We start from the raw sequence: 13,274 nt of genomic DNA on the forward strand, positions 1-13,274 counted from the left end.
CTTCCTTTAAAACTCAAGTTACCTAAAGTTTTATCTTGAATGTTTGTAATAACCTATTTAGATTGTTTTAACATATCGATACTTGATTTTTCCGGTATAAATAGCAAACAACTTTGCAAAAGTTATTTTTGTAGAAATGTTATTTGCTTCCGCCCAATCATACTGATTTTTTGAAGAAATTGCCCACCGGATTTGCGATGCAAAATACATACGTAAGTAAACGCTCAAATTTTGACCGCGATAATTTTTCCCGACAACTATCCTGCTTGCTTTTTCAGTAAAGTAATATACAGCAATTAGATTATCGGCAACATAAATGCCTACAACATTATTATTCCTGATTTGTTCCTGCCAGTCCTCGTCTTCTATAGATAATTTGTTGTATTTACCCATGTAGTCAACTATCAATTGTTCCACTTCACTTTTGTCATTTAAACTTACTGTACCAATACGCATATTATTTTCGTAAAGTTTCCACTTATTCTCTTCTAAATATTTAAAAGATATAGTATGCAAATTTCCGTAAGATAATCGCACTTGCTCATACTTTTGTTTACATTCATAATTATTTTCGATAAACAACTGGTGCAAAACATTTACAGTGAAATTATTATTTTGTTGTTCATATATATCACAGCAAATTTCTTTATCGGCGTCGGGCAGACTTTTTGTTTTGGCGGTAAGCCTCCAAAAATACATTTTATAATAATTGCCCTGATCAGCAAACAAGAATAAAGTTCCATCAACAACAGCATATTTTATTTTTTCTTCATTAATATAAGCAGATATATTCTTTTTACTAATGAAGTAATTGAGATATCCCCTCACATGTCCTTCCGTTACATACTCATTATAAAGTTGTTCGTATTCCGATAAAGATTTGATCGTTTTCAGCACTTATTTTTCCTTCTTATTGATATAGCCGTAATATTCATGTAAAGAAAAAGACTCGCCATGACCTGGATACACCACTAGCTCCGGCGGCAGAGTATTGATATATGGAAGCGCGACATCTGTAAATTCTTTGGGACTGCCACCAGGAAATTTAGCCGCAGGCACACTTTCATCTAAAAGTATATCGCCTGAAAAAAGTATGTTTTCGTTTAAGAAGATGAAATTACCGCCTTCGCTGTGCCCGGGAACCATCTTGATAAACACAGTATTATGCTGCCATCTAAAGGTAATGCTGTCATTAAAAAGCTCATCTGCGCTGCATGAATAATTGCTGTCAAAAGCAAAATCCGGCTTTTGCAGGTCGGCCTGAAATTCATAATAGGCCTCAAAATATTTGGAGAAATTTTTGGCAGGCCTTTGCAGATTATTATCACATTTTGAGTTTGACAACAGTTTGCAGCCATACAGCTCTTTAAATTTGTTTACGCCGCTGATGTGGTCGTAATGTTCATGGGTAACAAGCAACAGATCAACGATCTTGCCTTCTAATAATACTGCTGTTTTTTCATCATAATATGGATCAATCACTATACAATGCTTTCCCTCTTCTACGATATACATATTTTGTTCTAAAAGAGGGGTAGTACAGGTTATTATTTTCATTTTTGCATCTCGTTCTCATAAATTTTTTGCAACATTTTTTTATCTATCTTACCGTTAGCATTATGCGGCATATTTTCCAGGAAAAACATTTTATTGGGCAGCATATATTTGGGCAACCTATCCCTAACTCCTAAAAGGATATCTTTGGACGTAAGATTTTGACCCGAGCAATAAATGATGATCAGCTTCCTTTCTAAATCGTAGATGCAGGCACATTCATGCACTCTCGAAACTGCGCTTACCGCTGTTTCGATCTCGCCCAATTCTATCCTGTAGCCCTGATGTTTGATTTGAAAATCTTTTCTGGTGATATATACCAGTTCGCCTCTGTCGTTGTATTTGACCAGGTCGCCGGTTTTATAGATCATATCCCGATAATGGGTATTTAGCGGATTCTGTACAAAGACTTCGCCGGTTTTTTCGGGATTATCGTAGTAACCGGATGCCAAAAAAGACCCCCGCACGCACAGTTCGCCTTCTTCATCAGCGCCGGCTAAGGTATCGTCCTCTTTTAGAACAAACACGTCGCAATTTCTGCATGCATGGCCAATGGGGATAGGTTCATCATCTCTAAAGTCCCTGTCGATGATGTAATAAGCCGCTATATCGGTAGTTTCAGTAGGGCCAAATAAATTGGCATACAAAGTATCAGCAGACAGATGCCGACGCCAGTAATTAAGCTGTTTGGTAGGCATTGCTTCTCCGGCAAAAAGGACGGTTTTCAAGAACGGCAGACGGTGCTCATCCAAAGCTTTAAAATTGGCGATCATATTCATAGCCGAAGGTACCCAGTAGATGGTATTGATCCTGGCTTCATTCATAAACTCTATCAGTTTGACAGGGAAAGAAAAAAGCTGTTTGGGAATCACTACAAGTTTAGCTCCCGTATAAATCGTTGAAAACATAGTGGATACAGACATGCTAAAGTAAAACGGCGTCTGGCTGCCGAAAACAGTATTTTCATCGATATGAAAAGTTTCTGCATACCACTGTGTATATTTCATAACGCTTAAATGGGTAAGTACCGTTCCCTTGGGCACGCCGGTAGAGCCGGACGTGAACAACGCGTATACGGGATCAGCATCGATCATTTTTTCGCGCACAGCCTGCAATTTATCTGCATCCGGGCTTGTTTGAACGATTTGTTCATAATCATAAACGTCTTGACCCATCCCCAGCTTTGCCGTCTGCTTTTGACACTTTTCATCAACTATAACGGCTACGGGCCTCAGGGTAGTAAAGATATTTTTTATGCGTTCGATGGGCATCAGCGCATCAATAACCACGTAAAAATTGCCGCTATACACTACCCCCATCATGGCTTCCCAAGCTTCTACAGAGTTATCCATAAAGACAGCCACAGGTTGGCGCATTTTTTCGTATTTACACAAGAAACTGCCGATAGCCCGGGCATTTTTTACAAAATCGGTATAGGTTATTTGTTTTTTCGCATCTGAGCAGATGATATTAGCCGCAAATTTTGCAGCTGTGCTTTCCAAACAATCTAAAACTGTAATCATTTTCTCCCCCGGTTGCTTTAAGTTTACTTATAAAAATTACATGGTTGTTCTAATAATAAATTGATTCATAGATTTTGCAGCAGCTTTAATACCGACCATTTTATATACTCTCCAAGATGGTATATTATCAACTGCAATCCAGCCACCAATACCCTTACTTTGCATATACTCTTTTTCTTTCACAGGATTATTTGGCATATTATCATAAAAATCCTTAAATAAATATAATACTAATATAGGTGCATAAATATTATTTTGGCAATCACTTCTAGAACCATAAGCACCACCATGGACACAAGCCTTTATTGCAATAGCATAGATCGAAGCGCTTTCATCAGTTATACAATAAAGATAGCCAGCGTCTGCCTGTGCTTTGCGTTCTTTTCGTGTATATTTTTTTTGAACAAACTTATCTATAATACTTCTATAAACCTTTTCAAACTCATCAAGCTGCTTATAGGAAGGTATCGCTATTTTCTTACCTTCTAAAGCAAGAGTTTTTTCTAACACTTCTAATTTCTTAAAAAATTTGTCCGGCGAAAGAGAGGGCCTATCTTCTATAGAACGATATGTATTCAAAAATTCGCACCCTGAATCCAATAAAAAACTTTCAAAGATTTCCTGTTTTTTATTTTTACGGCCTTCATAATATACATTTTCTATCAAAATATCTTTTTCTAAGGAAGGAAATGTGAAAGATACCGACATATTTACATATAAAAATAGATAATAATAATCACCTTCATCATCAGCAAAAGCTAATCCTTGTTCTGTTTTGACCTTATAAAACTTTTTGAGGTGAATCAATCTTTTGATTTCTGCAGGCAGCATATAGCAATTACTAAAAACCTTATTTTTAGAATTATCCTTTGCTTCTTTGACCAGAGCCGCATATTGATCATAAGATGTAATGGGTATTAAAACACTTTGTTTTATCAGCTTCTGATGTTTATACCATTGTTTTATTTTATGAATAAAACTAAACATAATGTTACTTTTTAACTCCATTTACAAGATTCATAATCGCAGCAGCACTTTCAAAATTTTCCGCAACCATACTGTCTACCGGAATTTCTACAGCGAACTCATCTTCTATACTTGCAATAATACTTACAATATCAAATGAATCAATAAAACCATCAGTAACTAAAGTCGTAATATTACGAAAATCCACATCTGGTCTAATTTCTTCTAAAAGTGTATATAGTTTTTCCATTGTTAACTTCTCCCTAATTCATATAAGCTAAAATATCATTTACACTTTCCAGCGCTTTGATCTGCGCTCCGCTTACTGTTTTTTCAAATTTTTCATCCAGCATAACTACCAACGATAACGCTGCTATAGAATCCCATTCATCTACTTCTGCCAGCAATGTTTCCGGTGTTAAACTGCCTTCTACTACATCCAATACTTCTTCAATCAGTGTTAATTTTTCTTGTAAATTCATTTTCTTTTCGCCTCATCTTTTTTATATTTTTAATTTTATATTATTAATCCATGTAATCTAAAATATCATTTACGCTTGCCAGTGCTTTGATCTGCACTCCGCTTACCGTTTTTTCAAATTTTTCATCCAGCATAACTACCAACGATAACGCTGCTATAGAATCCCATTCACCTACTTCTGCCAGCAATGTTTCCGGTGTTAAACTGCCTGTCTCTACATCCAGTACTTCTTCAATCAATGCCAGTTTTTCTTGTAAGTTCATTTTCTTTTCTCCTTATTATCTATAATATGTGACCATCTATACTTCCACCATCATTACCGGCTGATAGCCATATAGATTGGCCTGTAATTTTTTTGCTCATATCGCTTAATAAAAATATGATAGTATCAGCTACATCTTCTGCCTCTAACATACCAAGAGGATAGATCTTCTGCATGGCTTCTTGAGTAGTATTGTCTTTAAACCCGGCGCCCATTTCCGTATCGACGGCTTCAGGGCAAACTGCATTAAACCTGATTAACCTGTTAGACATTTCCTTTGCTGCTGCAACAGTATACGAATTTATTGCTGCTTTGGAAGCCCCATAAACGCCCTGCGATTTATCAGGTAAAAGCGCAGCTCTTGATGAAACGCTTACAAAAGAAGCCCCATTATTACTGATGCGCTTCGATGAAAAAGCTTTTGCTATCGCCATCATCGACACTATATTAGTGGCAAATATTTTATTTATTTTTTCTTCTGTGACCGCGCCCAAAGGCAGCATAGCATAAATACCAGCAGAAAATACACACCCATCCAGCTTGATATTATCCATGCTGACCGCAGTTTTAACTGCATTTTGTGCTGCTGAAAAATCGGAAACATCACAAATTAATATATTATGCCCATCACCGTCAAGCATCTCCAGAGTTTCCTGAAGTTTTTCTTCATTCCTGCCAACTAATACCAATCTTGCTCCAAGCTGGCTTAACTGAAGCGCTACCTGTTTGCCAATACCAGAAGAAGCACCAAAAATCAGATACTTTTTCCCATTAAAGTTTAAATACTCCATTTTAGTCCTCCCAGGTTTTGGCCTCATCTACGTCGATCGCTACACCTGAAATATATTGCATGGAATCGCTGAGCAGGGCCACTACAATAGAAGCTATCTTATCCGGCAGCATCAAATAATCGGGCAGCTCGTTAATAGCATCGCCTTCTATGGCTTTTATGGCCTGATTAGCCAGCATTTCTGTTTTTATACCGCAAGGGCAAATAGTATTGACCCTGATTTTCCTCGGCCGCAGCTCTTTGGCAGCGCTTTTCATAAAAGCGTCCATAGCTCCTTTAGACGCGCCATAGACAGCGTTTGCCGCCTGCCCATAAACGCCTACGCAGGAGGATATGCCAACGACAGCGCCGCCATCATTGAACAGCCTTTTCTGCGCCACGCATTTTAATAAAGCCATGAAAGAATAAGTATTGCTACTGAAGATCTGCGAGATATTAGCTAGTGACATACTTCTTAATGGTATCGGTACGGCTAAGCCTGCGCAATGAGCAATATAGTCTAATTTTTCGCCGTCTTTAGCGATTATATCTTTGACGGTCTCAACGATTCCGTCAAAATCTGTCAAGTCCAGCACTCGATAACTATGACCACTGCCTTCCATTAAGGAGAGCGTTTTCTGCAATTCGGATTCCCTTCTGGCAACAATAACTACTTTAGCACCCATGGCGCTGAGTAGGATGGCCACTTCTCGGCCTACGCCGGAGGAGGCACCCGTAACTAAAACTTTTTTACCATTAAAATCAAATTTATCCATTGCTATCCTCACTTATAGTCTTCAAAACTCAGGCCGTCGTCGTATCTTTCTTTTACTCTAAACACAGGGAAACAATTCTGCGGCTCAACTGTAATACCAACAATACCTAAAGATAAACCAATGCCAAATCCACAAGTTAAAATTTTCCCGCTATCTTGACTAGTATTTTTATTAGAATAATGCTCGCATATAGCCAAAGGTATAGAAGCACAACCAGTATTACCATAATCAACTATAGATAGTGGTATTTTAGAAAGCGGAAATTTAATTTTTCTGGCCAAGTTGCTGATAATAAGTTTATTAGCCTGATGACAGGCCAATATTTCATATTCATCATAATCACAGACAAAACGCTCTTTAAAATCATTGATCATGGTAACTACTTCTTTTAAAGAAAAACGCATTACGTCCATGCCTTCCATATGAAATAAATCTCTGTAGGCACACGCCTTTTCATAGCCAAACTTTTGCACCATAGGCCAAAAAGCATGTCTTTGACCACTAAAAGGTGAAACCAGCATCTTAAAATCACGACCAATGGATCGTAATAATCCGTATGTTGGTTCTGCATTTTCATCATATTCCAATAAAGTAGCAGACCCACCATTGCCAAAAAGCATGGGGATTTCCGAAGGTACATAGCCATCTGGCAACTGTTCGCCTGTAGACCCTGACAATAATAATACGCTGCGGCAGCCTGAATTGATGTGCATAGCAGCCAAATATAAACCATACACATAGGCCGAACACCCAAGCGGAATATCATAACACATGCAATCATCAGATAACCCTAATCTATCCTGCAGAATTGTTGCGGTGACAGGTTCCAAATAATCACGGCTGGATGATGCAAAAATCAACGCATCAACCTTATTTCTGTCATAGTTTAATTCCGTTAATATTTTTTCAGCAGTGGCACAACACAAATCTGACGCAGTAACGCCCAATCTGTGTGATGTGAAGCGCCGCTGAACACCGGTAGAGATGATAAATTTCCTGACATGTTCTTCCCCAAAAAGGTCGTTATAATCAGTGGTATACTCAACATCATCCGGGACACTGGCAGCTACTGCTTTGATTTTTGCGTTTTGCAAATTAAAATATGTCATCTAACTTCTGCCTCCTATTTAAAATATGTCTCGCTGTCGATACCGTCATCATAAACTTCACTTGTTTTAATAATTGGTAAACATACAGACATATCAATAGTAAAAGAAGCTACTGTCACATTAAGCCCAATACCAAATGCCAGCGCTAATATTTTCTTATCCCCCTCATATATATTATTATTCTCAGCATAATCACATATATTTACTGCCGTACTTGCCCCTCTTGTGTTCCCAAATCTTTCAATAGAATTTATAACCTTTTCCTGAGGTGCTTTTATTCTCTTGGCAACATTATCTATAATCATTTTATTCGCCTGATGAATAGAAACCAAATCAAAATCACTTATATCATTACCCAAATTTGCTAAAAATGTTTTTGTCGTCCGAGGAGCATCCTTAATACTAAAAGTAAATACATCAGTACCTGACATATATGTTGCATTATTATAATAAGCAGCAAATTCAAAACCTCTTGTTTGTGCAACAACGGGTAATGGGTGTCTTTCCATCCCATAAGGAGTAATCAACGACTTATATCCGGAACCTATAGTTTCAATAGCAATATTAATAGGTGAAATATCTTCGTCTGTTTTCTCCACTATTATGGCCACACCTGCATCGCCAAAAAGCAGCCCATCCTTATTACTTGTTTCACCTCTATTAGGATTGGCATCTCCCACTAAAAGCAATATTCTTTTACATCCAGCCATAATATTAGCACATGCCATTTGCAGTCCGAAGGGGAAGGCCGTACAACCGATATTGGAATCATAAACCAGGCCGCAGTTATCCAGTCCCAAACGATGCTGCACGATACAGGAAGTTGGTGGCACAAAATAATCTGGCGTCTGAGTAATCATGATCAGACCGTCTATTGTATCTTTATTAATATTTAATTTTTCAAAAAGCTTATTGGCCGCTACGACGCACAGGTCCGAAGTAGTAGTTCCTACGCCATAGGCATTATACTTTTCGTAAATGCCTGTTGCTGCGCAAAATTTTTCTACTTCTCCTTCTGCAAACAGGTAATCATAATCCGACATTTTCTGGTGACGGTCGGGAACAGCAGTTGCCATACCAGCAATTTTTATACCCTTAAATTCAAAAAAATTCATCATTTCCTCCTAATTTTCTTCTTCAAAATTCCATTTCTCGAGCAGGGTTGCCAAAAGCCCGCTTTCCAGCCTTTACTTTGCGCAAAACAACACTGCCGACACCGACATAGGCATCATCTTCAATAACCGCGTTTGGTGCGGCGGAACAATTTCCGCCCATAAATACACGGTTACCTATTTTTACATGACCCATGATGTTGCACCAGGAAGAGATAGTAGAAAAGTCTCCTACTTCAACATCGTGCCCCAGTCCACAGGCAAGTAAAGTACAAAAATCGCCTATCTTAATATTTACCGTCATGCCGAAGCCGGAATAGATAACGGCTCCTTCACCGATGGTATTGAATCGGCCCAAGGCCACATAGGGATGAATGATACTTTGAAAAACCGCCCCTTTTGCTTTCAGCATCGCAACTATTTTTTCTTTGACTTGTGGACTGGCGATCCCCAGCGCCAAAACATCATTTGCCTGCGGAAGATAATCTTTGATGGTACCAACGACCTGATAGTCACAATCGATGCTATCCAGTGCCTGCAAGTCGTCATCTAAAAATCCTACTATATTCCACTGGACACCTCGTATGGCGTGAATGTCTTTGATAATATTCAGCACTTCCCGCCCGCAGCCACTTGCACCGACGATATACAAGTTTTTCATTTACTCACCTGCCGAAATAAGATTTAAACAATATCCCCATTTGATTTATCCTGGTTTATCGTAAAGCTGCAATGCCTCGTCTACATTACCCACAAAGCGCAAATTGCTTTTGTCTATCCAGACTGCTTTTTGGCAGATCCTTTTGATATCCGCCGCAGAATGCGATACCAAAAGCACAGTAGTGCCGCTATTCATCATATCTTCCAACCTCTTATGGCACTTGTCCTGAAAAGCCTGGTCGCCTACGGCTAATATCTCGTCAACTACTAATATTTCAGGCTTGACCATGGTAGCGATAGAAAAACCCAAACGGGCAATCATGCCGCTGGAATAGTTTTTTACGGGGACATCTATAAAATCACGTAGTTCACTGAAGTCTATTATTTCATCATATTTTTCCAGCATCAGCTTTTTGCTGTAACCAAGGATCGCGCCATTTAAGAAAATATTTTCACGGCCTGTCAATTCGTAATCAAAGCCTGCCCCTAATTCGATCAACGGCGCGATAGAACCATTTACTTCAACGCTGCCTTTGGTTGGAGTCAAAATACCGCTGATGATTTTGAGCATGGTGCTTTTGCCGCTGCCATTAGCGCCAATCAAAGCACAGGATTCGCCTTTATCCACAGAAAAGCTGATGTTATTCAAGGCCCAAAATTCATCAAAGCTGCAACTTTGAAACTTTATTTTTTTTATAAGTAAATCTTTTAAACTATCCACACGTTCAGACGCCAAATTGAAACACATGGAAACATTATCTGCAACAATAATTTTTTGCACTTTTACCACCTATATATATAAAATAAAATCATTCTGTTTGCGCTTGAACACATATAAGCCTATGACGAGCATACAGAAAGTGAAGGCCAGACAGATCAAGTGCTCTGTCATGGTTGGCCACTGACCATAAACAGTTATCTTGCGGAAAAATTTTATATAATTATAAAGCGGATTAAAGACCAGCAGTTCTCTGAGCCACTCGGGCAATAAACTTTCCGGGTAAAAAATAGGCGTCAGATAGTTAAAAGCCGTTAAAAAAATACTGTACAAATACTGGACATCTCTAAAAAACACTACCAATACAGATAATAAAAGCCCCATGCCTATGCAGAAGACTAAAACCTGCACTAATATAAATGGCAGCAGTATTATAGTTATTGAAAAGGTGACATCGGTAGCAATGATCACTATAAAAAGGGCAATCATAGAAAGCAGCATGCTTGTAAAACTTGATATCACTCTGGACAGGGGAAAGATGTATTTAGGCAGATACACTTTTTTTATAAGGGCCGCGCCGCCTAAAATAGAACCCATCGCCATGCTGGTAGCTTCGGAATAAAAGCCGAAAATAAGCTGTCCTGCCAACAGATATACAGGGTACTGGGGTATATCGAAGCGAAACATATTGGAAAAAACGATCGTTAAAATAATCATCATCAGAAGCGGATTTAAAACACTCCATAAATATCCTAAGAAGCTGCGCCGATACCTGATTTTTAGATCACGCTCGACTAATACCTGTAATAACCAACTATATTTAACTAATCTTTTAGCACTGTCTACTATATGCACAATAAAAAATTCTCCTATGAGTGATATCACCTAAATACCTGCAAACTGGTTAGGTCAAATTCAAGGCTTCTGCTCAGACCAGAAATATTGTTCCTGCAGCTTCGCCAGTTTTTTGTCATAAATCGAGTACCCTTGCCTCAGCCAAGGGTAAGCTTTGGTCTTTTCCATAAATTTTTTCTCATAATCATCAAAAGAACCTATCACTTTTGCAGGAACGCCGCCCACAATGGAATTTGCAGGAACATCTTTAGTAACACAGCTACCAGCAGCGATGATAACATTATCGCCAATAGTGACATCGTACATGATCATGCTGTTACTGCCAATCAAGACATTGTTGCCGATAGTTATTTTACCTACTCGCCTGATATGCTGATCCATGTTATTTTTGTACAAGATAACATCGCCAAAAATATCGTGGGTAATAAATCTTACGCCGGAAGCTACTTTTACATTGCTGCCGAAAGAGAGCAAATGCGGTTCTACACCGAAATTGTAGATTTGAAAATAACATCCTTCGCCCTGAGCATGAAAATAACCTGTTTTTTTACAATATGCCGCACGCTTGCCCCCATCCCTCAGAAGGAACAACCTTAATAACTGTAAATATCTTCTAAACATTACTTATTCCCCTTAAATTCTTCCATAGTGACCGAGGTTGCCGATGATATGCCTTCCCTGCCGAAAACTTTCATTACCGTCTGGAAGATGATCTTGCAGTCACCATAAAAGGTGATGTTTTTTACATATTCCAAGTCGTAGTGAAATTTTTCTTCCCAGGTGATACCATTACGGCCATTGACTTGTGCCAGGCCAGTTAATCCCGGTTTTACATCATGGCGATGCTTCTGCTCCTCGTTATACCGCTCCAGATATTGCACTAATAAGGGCCTTGGCCCCACTATAGACATATCGCCATTTAAAATATTCAACAGTTCAGGAAGCTCGTCAATAGACGTAGAACGTAAGAATTGGCCGAATCTGGTCAGCCTGATCTCGTCAGGTAATAGATTTCCATTTTCATCTTTTGCATCCGTCATGGTGCGGAATTTTAAAATACCAAAGATCTTCTCATTTTTTCCCGGCCGTAGCTGTTTAAAAAATACCGGTGCCCCCAGTTTTATGCGTATCAAAAAAGCTGTTAAAATCAGCAATGGCGATAAAATGACCAAAGCCAGAAACGATAAAATGATATCTAATATTCTTTTTATAAAATTTTTATACATGGCTTCCTCTTCATTCAAAACAGCTTTTTATGATCTCAATAATCCTGTCCTGCTCCTGCGTCGTCATTTTGATATCACTGGGCAGGCACACGCCCCGCTCAAAAATATCCATGGCCACATCGGCAGAATTTCCGTTTGGAACTGCTTCGGCGCCATTAATACAGTACGTAGCTTTTGCCCTATCGCTGCCTGCCCGGGTAACAAAAGCATTCATTCGATATAGGGGTTGCATGTGCATCGGTTTCCAGATAGGACGCCCTTCAGCGTTCATCGCCGCTAAAGCTTCCAAAATTTCTGTAGGACAGGTTTTTCCTTTTTCGCTTAGATAAAATGTTTCCTTTTCACTACATACTTGTTTGCACATGGCTTCGGAGTCAATAAGCAGACAGCTTAACCAATAGTTTGGCTGGCTGTTGACAGCATCAAATGGATTCATTTTGACAGGCAAATTTTTAAAGCCCTTTTTATAACGCATGTAGATTGCCTTTTTTTGGGAAATATGTTCTTCTAAATAAGGCAGCTGACCCCGTACGACGCCTGCGATAACGTTGCTCATGCGATAGTTATAACCAAGTTCTTCATGCTGGTACCATGGTACATTTTCACGGGCTTGAGTCGACCACTTGCGCACTTTATCGGCTGCTGCTGCGTCATCTGTTAAAAACATTCCACCAGACGAACCGGTGATAATTTTGTTGCCGTTAAAAGAAATAGCGTTATAGTTACCAAAATTTCCCGTCTGCACACCTTTATAAGTCGCGCCCAGTGATTCGGCAGCGTCTTCGATGATAACTGCGCCATGTTTATCACAAACGGCTTTGAGTTCATCCATCTTTCCGGGACTACCGTAAAGATGGGCCAAAACGACAACCTTTACCTCTGGATAAAGTTCAAAAGCCTTTGACAATGCTGCAGGGTCTATATTCCAGGTAGCATATTCGGCATCTATAAAAACAGGTACTCCGCCTTCATACACGACAGGGTTAACTGTGGCGGCAAAAGTCATATCGGAGCAAAAAACCTTATCACCGTTTTGCACCCCGGCCAATTTGACTGCCATATGCAAAGCCGCAGTACCAGAGGCAAGAGCAACGGCATATTTGCAGCCAATTTTTTCGCATAGCATCTGTTCCACTGCGTTGATATTTTCACCAACAGTAGACATCCAGTTGGTTTCATAAGCTTCCTGCATATATTTAAGTTCTTCTCCGTGCATGGTAGGCGAACTGAGCCATACTTTCTTTATCAGCGGAGAAAACTTCT

General features: G+C 39.1%; 17 protein-coding genes. All 17 read right to left on the reverse strand.

Annotated elements, in window-relative coordinates; all coding sequences use genetic code 11:
- Positions 1 to 57 precede the first annotated feature (57 nt).
- Genes C8D73_RS01025 through C8D73_RS01105 form a run of 17 tightly spaced genes read right to left on the reverse strand, consistent with a single transcriptional unit; the run spans position 58 to position 13,227 of the window.
- Positions 58 to 897, reverse strand: coding sequence for a hypothetical protein (locus C8D73_RS01025; protein WP_021718376.1), 840 nt, complete (start codon positions 895 to 897; stop codon positions 58 to 60).
- Positions 898 to 1,557 carry an MBL fold metallo-hydrolase gene (locus C8D73_RS01030; RefSeq protein WP_021718375.1) on the reverse strand — a complete coding sequence of 220 codons (660 nt, stop codon included), beginning with the start codon at positions 1,555 to 1,557 and terminating at the stop codon, positions 898 to 900.
- A complete protein-coding gene (locus C8D73_RS01035; RefSeq protein ID WP_113077035.1) occupies positions 1,554 to 3,077 on the reverse strand; it encodes an amino acid adenylation domain-containing protein in 1,524 nt (507 codons plus the stop codon). The genes C8D73_RS01030 and C8D73_RS01035 overlap by 4 nt, the downstream gene beginning before the upstream one ends.
- Before the next feature lie 36 nt (positions 3,078 to 3,113).
- Complete coding sequence (locus C8D73_RS01040; protein ID WP_170123144.1) at positions 3,114 to 4,085, reverse strand: hypothetical protein; 972 nt, start codon at positions 4,083 to 4,085, stop codon at positions 3,114 to 3,116.
- Positions 4,069 to 4,293 carry an acyl carrier protein gene (locus tag C8D73_RS01045; protein WP_113077037.1) on the reverse strand — a complete coding sequence of 75 codons (225 nt, stop codon included), beginning with the start codon at positions 4,291 to 4,293 and terminating at the stop codon, positions 4,069 to 4,071. Before C8D73_RS01045 ends, C8D73_RS01040 begins: the two co-directional genes overlap by 17 nt.
- Positions 4,294 to 4,306: 13 nt before the next feature.
- Positions 4,307 to 4,525, reverse strand: a complete 219-nt coding sequence (locus tag C8D73_RS01050; RefSeq protein WP_113077038.1) for an acyl carrier protein — start codon at positions 4,523 to 4,525, stop codon at positions 4,307 to 4,309.
- Between the two features lie 43 nt (positions 4,526 to 4,568).
- Positions 4,569 to 4,787 (reverse strand): acyl carrier protein, encoded by a 219-nt coding sequence (locus tag C8D73_RS01055; protein WP_113077039.1) that lies wholly within the window; start codon positions 4,785 to 4,787, stop codon positions 4,569 to 4,571.
- Positions 4,788 to 4,806: 19 nt separating this feature from the next.
- Entirely contained in the window at positions 4,807 to 5,577 is a 771-nt protein-coding gene (locus C8D73_RS01060; RefSeq protein WP_170123145.1) for an SDR family NAD(P)-dependent oxidoreductase, read from the reverse strand.
- A 1-nt stretch (position 5,578) separates the two neighbouring features.
- Positions 5,579 to 6,331, reverse strand: coding sequence for an SDR family oxidoreductase (locus tag C8D73_RS01065; RefSeq protein ID WP_113077041.1), 753 nt, complete (start codon positions 6,329 to 6,331; stop codon positions 5,579 to 5,581).
- Between the two features lie 8 nt (positions 6,332 to 6,339).
- A complete protein-coding gene (locus C8D73_RS01070; protein ID WP_113077042.1) occupies positions 6,340 to 7,440 on the reverse strand; it encodes a 3-oxoacyl-ACP synthase III family protein in 1,101 nt (366 codons plus the stop codon).
- A gap of 14 nt (positions 7,441 to 7,454) precedes the next feature.
- A complete protein-coding gene (locus C8D73_RS01075) occupies positions 7,455 to 8,558 on the reverse strand; it encodes a 3-oxoacyl-ACP synthase III family protein (protein ID WP_113077043.1) in 1,104 nt (367 codons plus the stop codon).
- A 19-nt stretch (positions 8,559 to 8,577) separates the two neighbouring features.
- Complete coding sequence (locus C8D73_RS01080) at positions 8,578 to 9,213, reverse strand: PglD-related sugar-binding protein (protein WP_113077044.1); 636 nt, start codon at positions 9,211 to 9,213, stop codon at positions 8,578 to 8,580.
- Between the two features lie 45 nt (positions 9,214 to 9,258).
- A complete protein-coding gene (locus C8D73_RS01085) occupies positions 9,259 to 9,960 on the reverse strand; it encodes an ABC transporter ATP-binding protein (RefSeq protein ID WP_113077354.1) in 702 nt (233 codons plus the stop codon).
- A 42-nt stretch (positions 9,961 to 10,002) separates the two neighbouring features.
- Complete coding sequence (locus C8D73_RS01090; protein ID WP_211305755.1) at positions 10,003 to 10,785, reverse strand: ABC transporter permease; 783 nt, start codon at positions 10,783 to 10,785, stop codon at positions 10,003 to 10,005.
- A 60-nt stretch (positions 10,786 to 10,845) separates the two neighbouring features.
- Positions 10,846 to 11,406: an acyltransferase gene (locus C8D73_RS11395; protein WP_113077045.1), complete on the reverse strand. Its 561-nt coding sequence runs from the start codon at positions 11,404 to 11,406 to the stop codon at positions 10,846 to 10,848.
- The gene (locus tag C8D73_RS01100) at positions 11,406 to 12,011 is read right to left on the reverse strand and encodes a sugar transferase (protein WP_113077046.1); all 606 of its coding nucleotides are present in this window, start codon (positions 12,009 to 12,011) and stop codon (positions 11,406 to 11,408) included. The genes C8D73_RS11395 and C8D73_RS01100 overlap by 1 nt, the downstream gene beginning before the upstream one ends.
- A 10-nt stretch (positions 12,012 to 12,021) precedes the next feature.
- The gene (locus C8D73_RS01105) at positions 12,022 to 13,227 is read right to left on the reverse strand and encodes a DegT/DnrJ/EryC1/StrS family aminotransferase (protein WP_113077356.1); all 1,206 of its coding nucleotides are present in this window, start codon (positions 13,225 to 13,227) and stop codon (positions 12,022 to 12,024) included.
- Between the last annotated feature and the right edge of the window lie 47 nt (positions 13,228 to 13,274).

Origin of the sequence: Phascolarctobacterium faecium DSM 14760, from assembly GCF_003269275.1 — a bacterium.
GTDB classification, from domain to species: domain Bacteria; phylum Bacillota; class Negativicutes; order Acidaminococcales; family Acidaminococcaceae; genus Phascolarctobacterium; species Phascolarctobacterium faecium.

Coding starts and splice junctions, on each gene's coding strand:
- C8D73_RS01030 (WP_021718375.1), bottom strand. CDS start 1,557: ATGAAAATAATAACCTGTACTACCCCTCTTTTAGAACAAAATATGTAT.
- C8D73_RS01035 (WP_113077035.1), bottom strand. CDS start 3,077: ATGATTACAGTTTTAGATTGTTTGGAAAGCACAGCTGCAAAATTTGCG.
- C8D73_RS01040 (WP_170123144.1), bottom strand. CDS start 4,085: ATGGAGTTAAAAAGTAACATTATGTTTAGTTTTATTCATAAAATAAAA.
- C8D73_RS01045 (WP_113077037.1), bottom strand. CDS start 4,293: ATGGAAAAACTATATACACTTTTAGAAGAAATTAGACCAGATGTGGAT.
- C8D73_RS01050 (WP_113077038.1), bottom strand. CDS start 4,525: ATGAATTTACAAGAAAAATTAACACTGATTGAAGAAGTATTGGATGTA.
- C8D73_RS01055 (WP_113077039.1), bottom strand. CDS start 4,787: ATGAACTTACAAGAAAAACTGGCATTGATTGAAGAAGTACTGGATGTA.
- C8D73_RS01060 (WP_170123145.1), bottom strand. CDS start 5,577: ATGGAGTATTTAAACTTTAATGGGAAAAAGTATCTGATTTTTGGTGCT.
- C8D73_RS01065 (WP_113077041.1), bottom strand. CDS start 6,331: ATGGATAAATTTGATTTTAATGGTAAAAAAGTTTTAGTTACGGGTGCC.
- C8D73_RS01070 (WP_113077042.1), bottom strand. CDS start 7,440: ATGACATATTTTAATTTGCAAAACGCAAAAATCAAAGCAGTAGCTGCC.
- C8D73_RS01075 (WP_113077043.1), bottom strand. CDS start 8,558: ATGATGAATTTTTTTGAATTTAAGGGTATAAAAATTGCTGGTATGGCA.
- C8D73_RS01080 (WP_113077044.1), bottom strand. CDS start 9,213: ATGAAAAACTTGTATATCGTCGGTGCAAGTGGCTGCGGGCGGGAAGTG.
- C8D73_RS01085 (WP_113077354.1), bottom strand. CDS start 9,960: ATGTGTTTCAATTTGGCGTCTGAACGTGTGGATAGTTTAAAAGATTTA.
- C8D73_RS11395 (WP_113077045.1), bottom strand. CDS start 11,406: ATGTTTAGAAGATATTTACAGTTATTAAGGTTGTTCCTTCTGAGGGAT.
- C8D73_RS01100 (WP_113077046.1), bottom strand. CDS start 12,011: ATGTATAAAAATTTTATAAAAAGAATATTAGATATCATTTTATCGTTT.
- C8D73_RS01105 (WP_113077356.1), bottom strand. CDS start 13,227: ATGCACGGAGAAGAACTTAAATATATGCAGGAAGCTTATGAAACCAAC.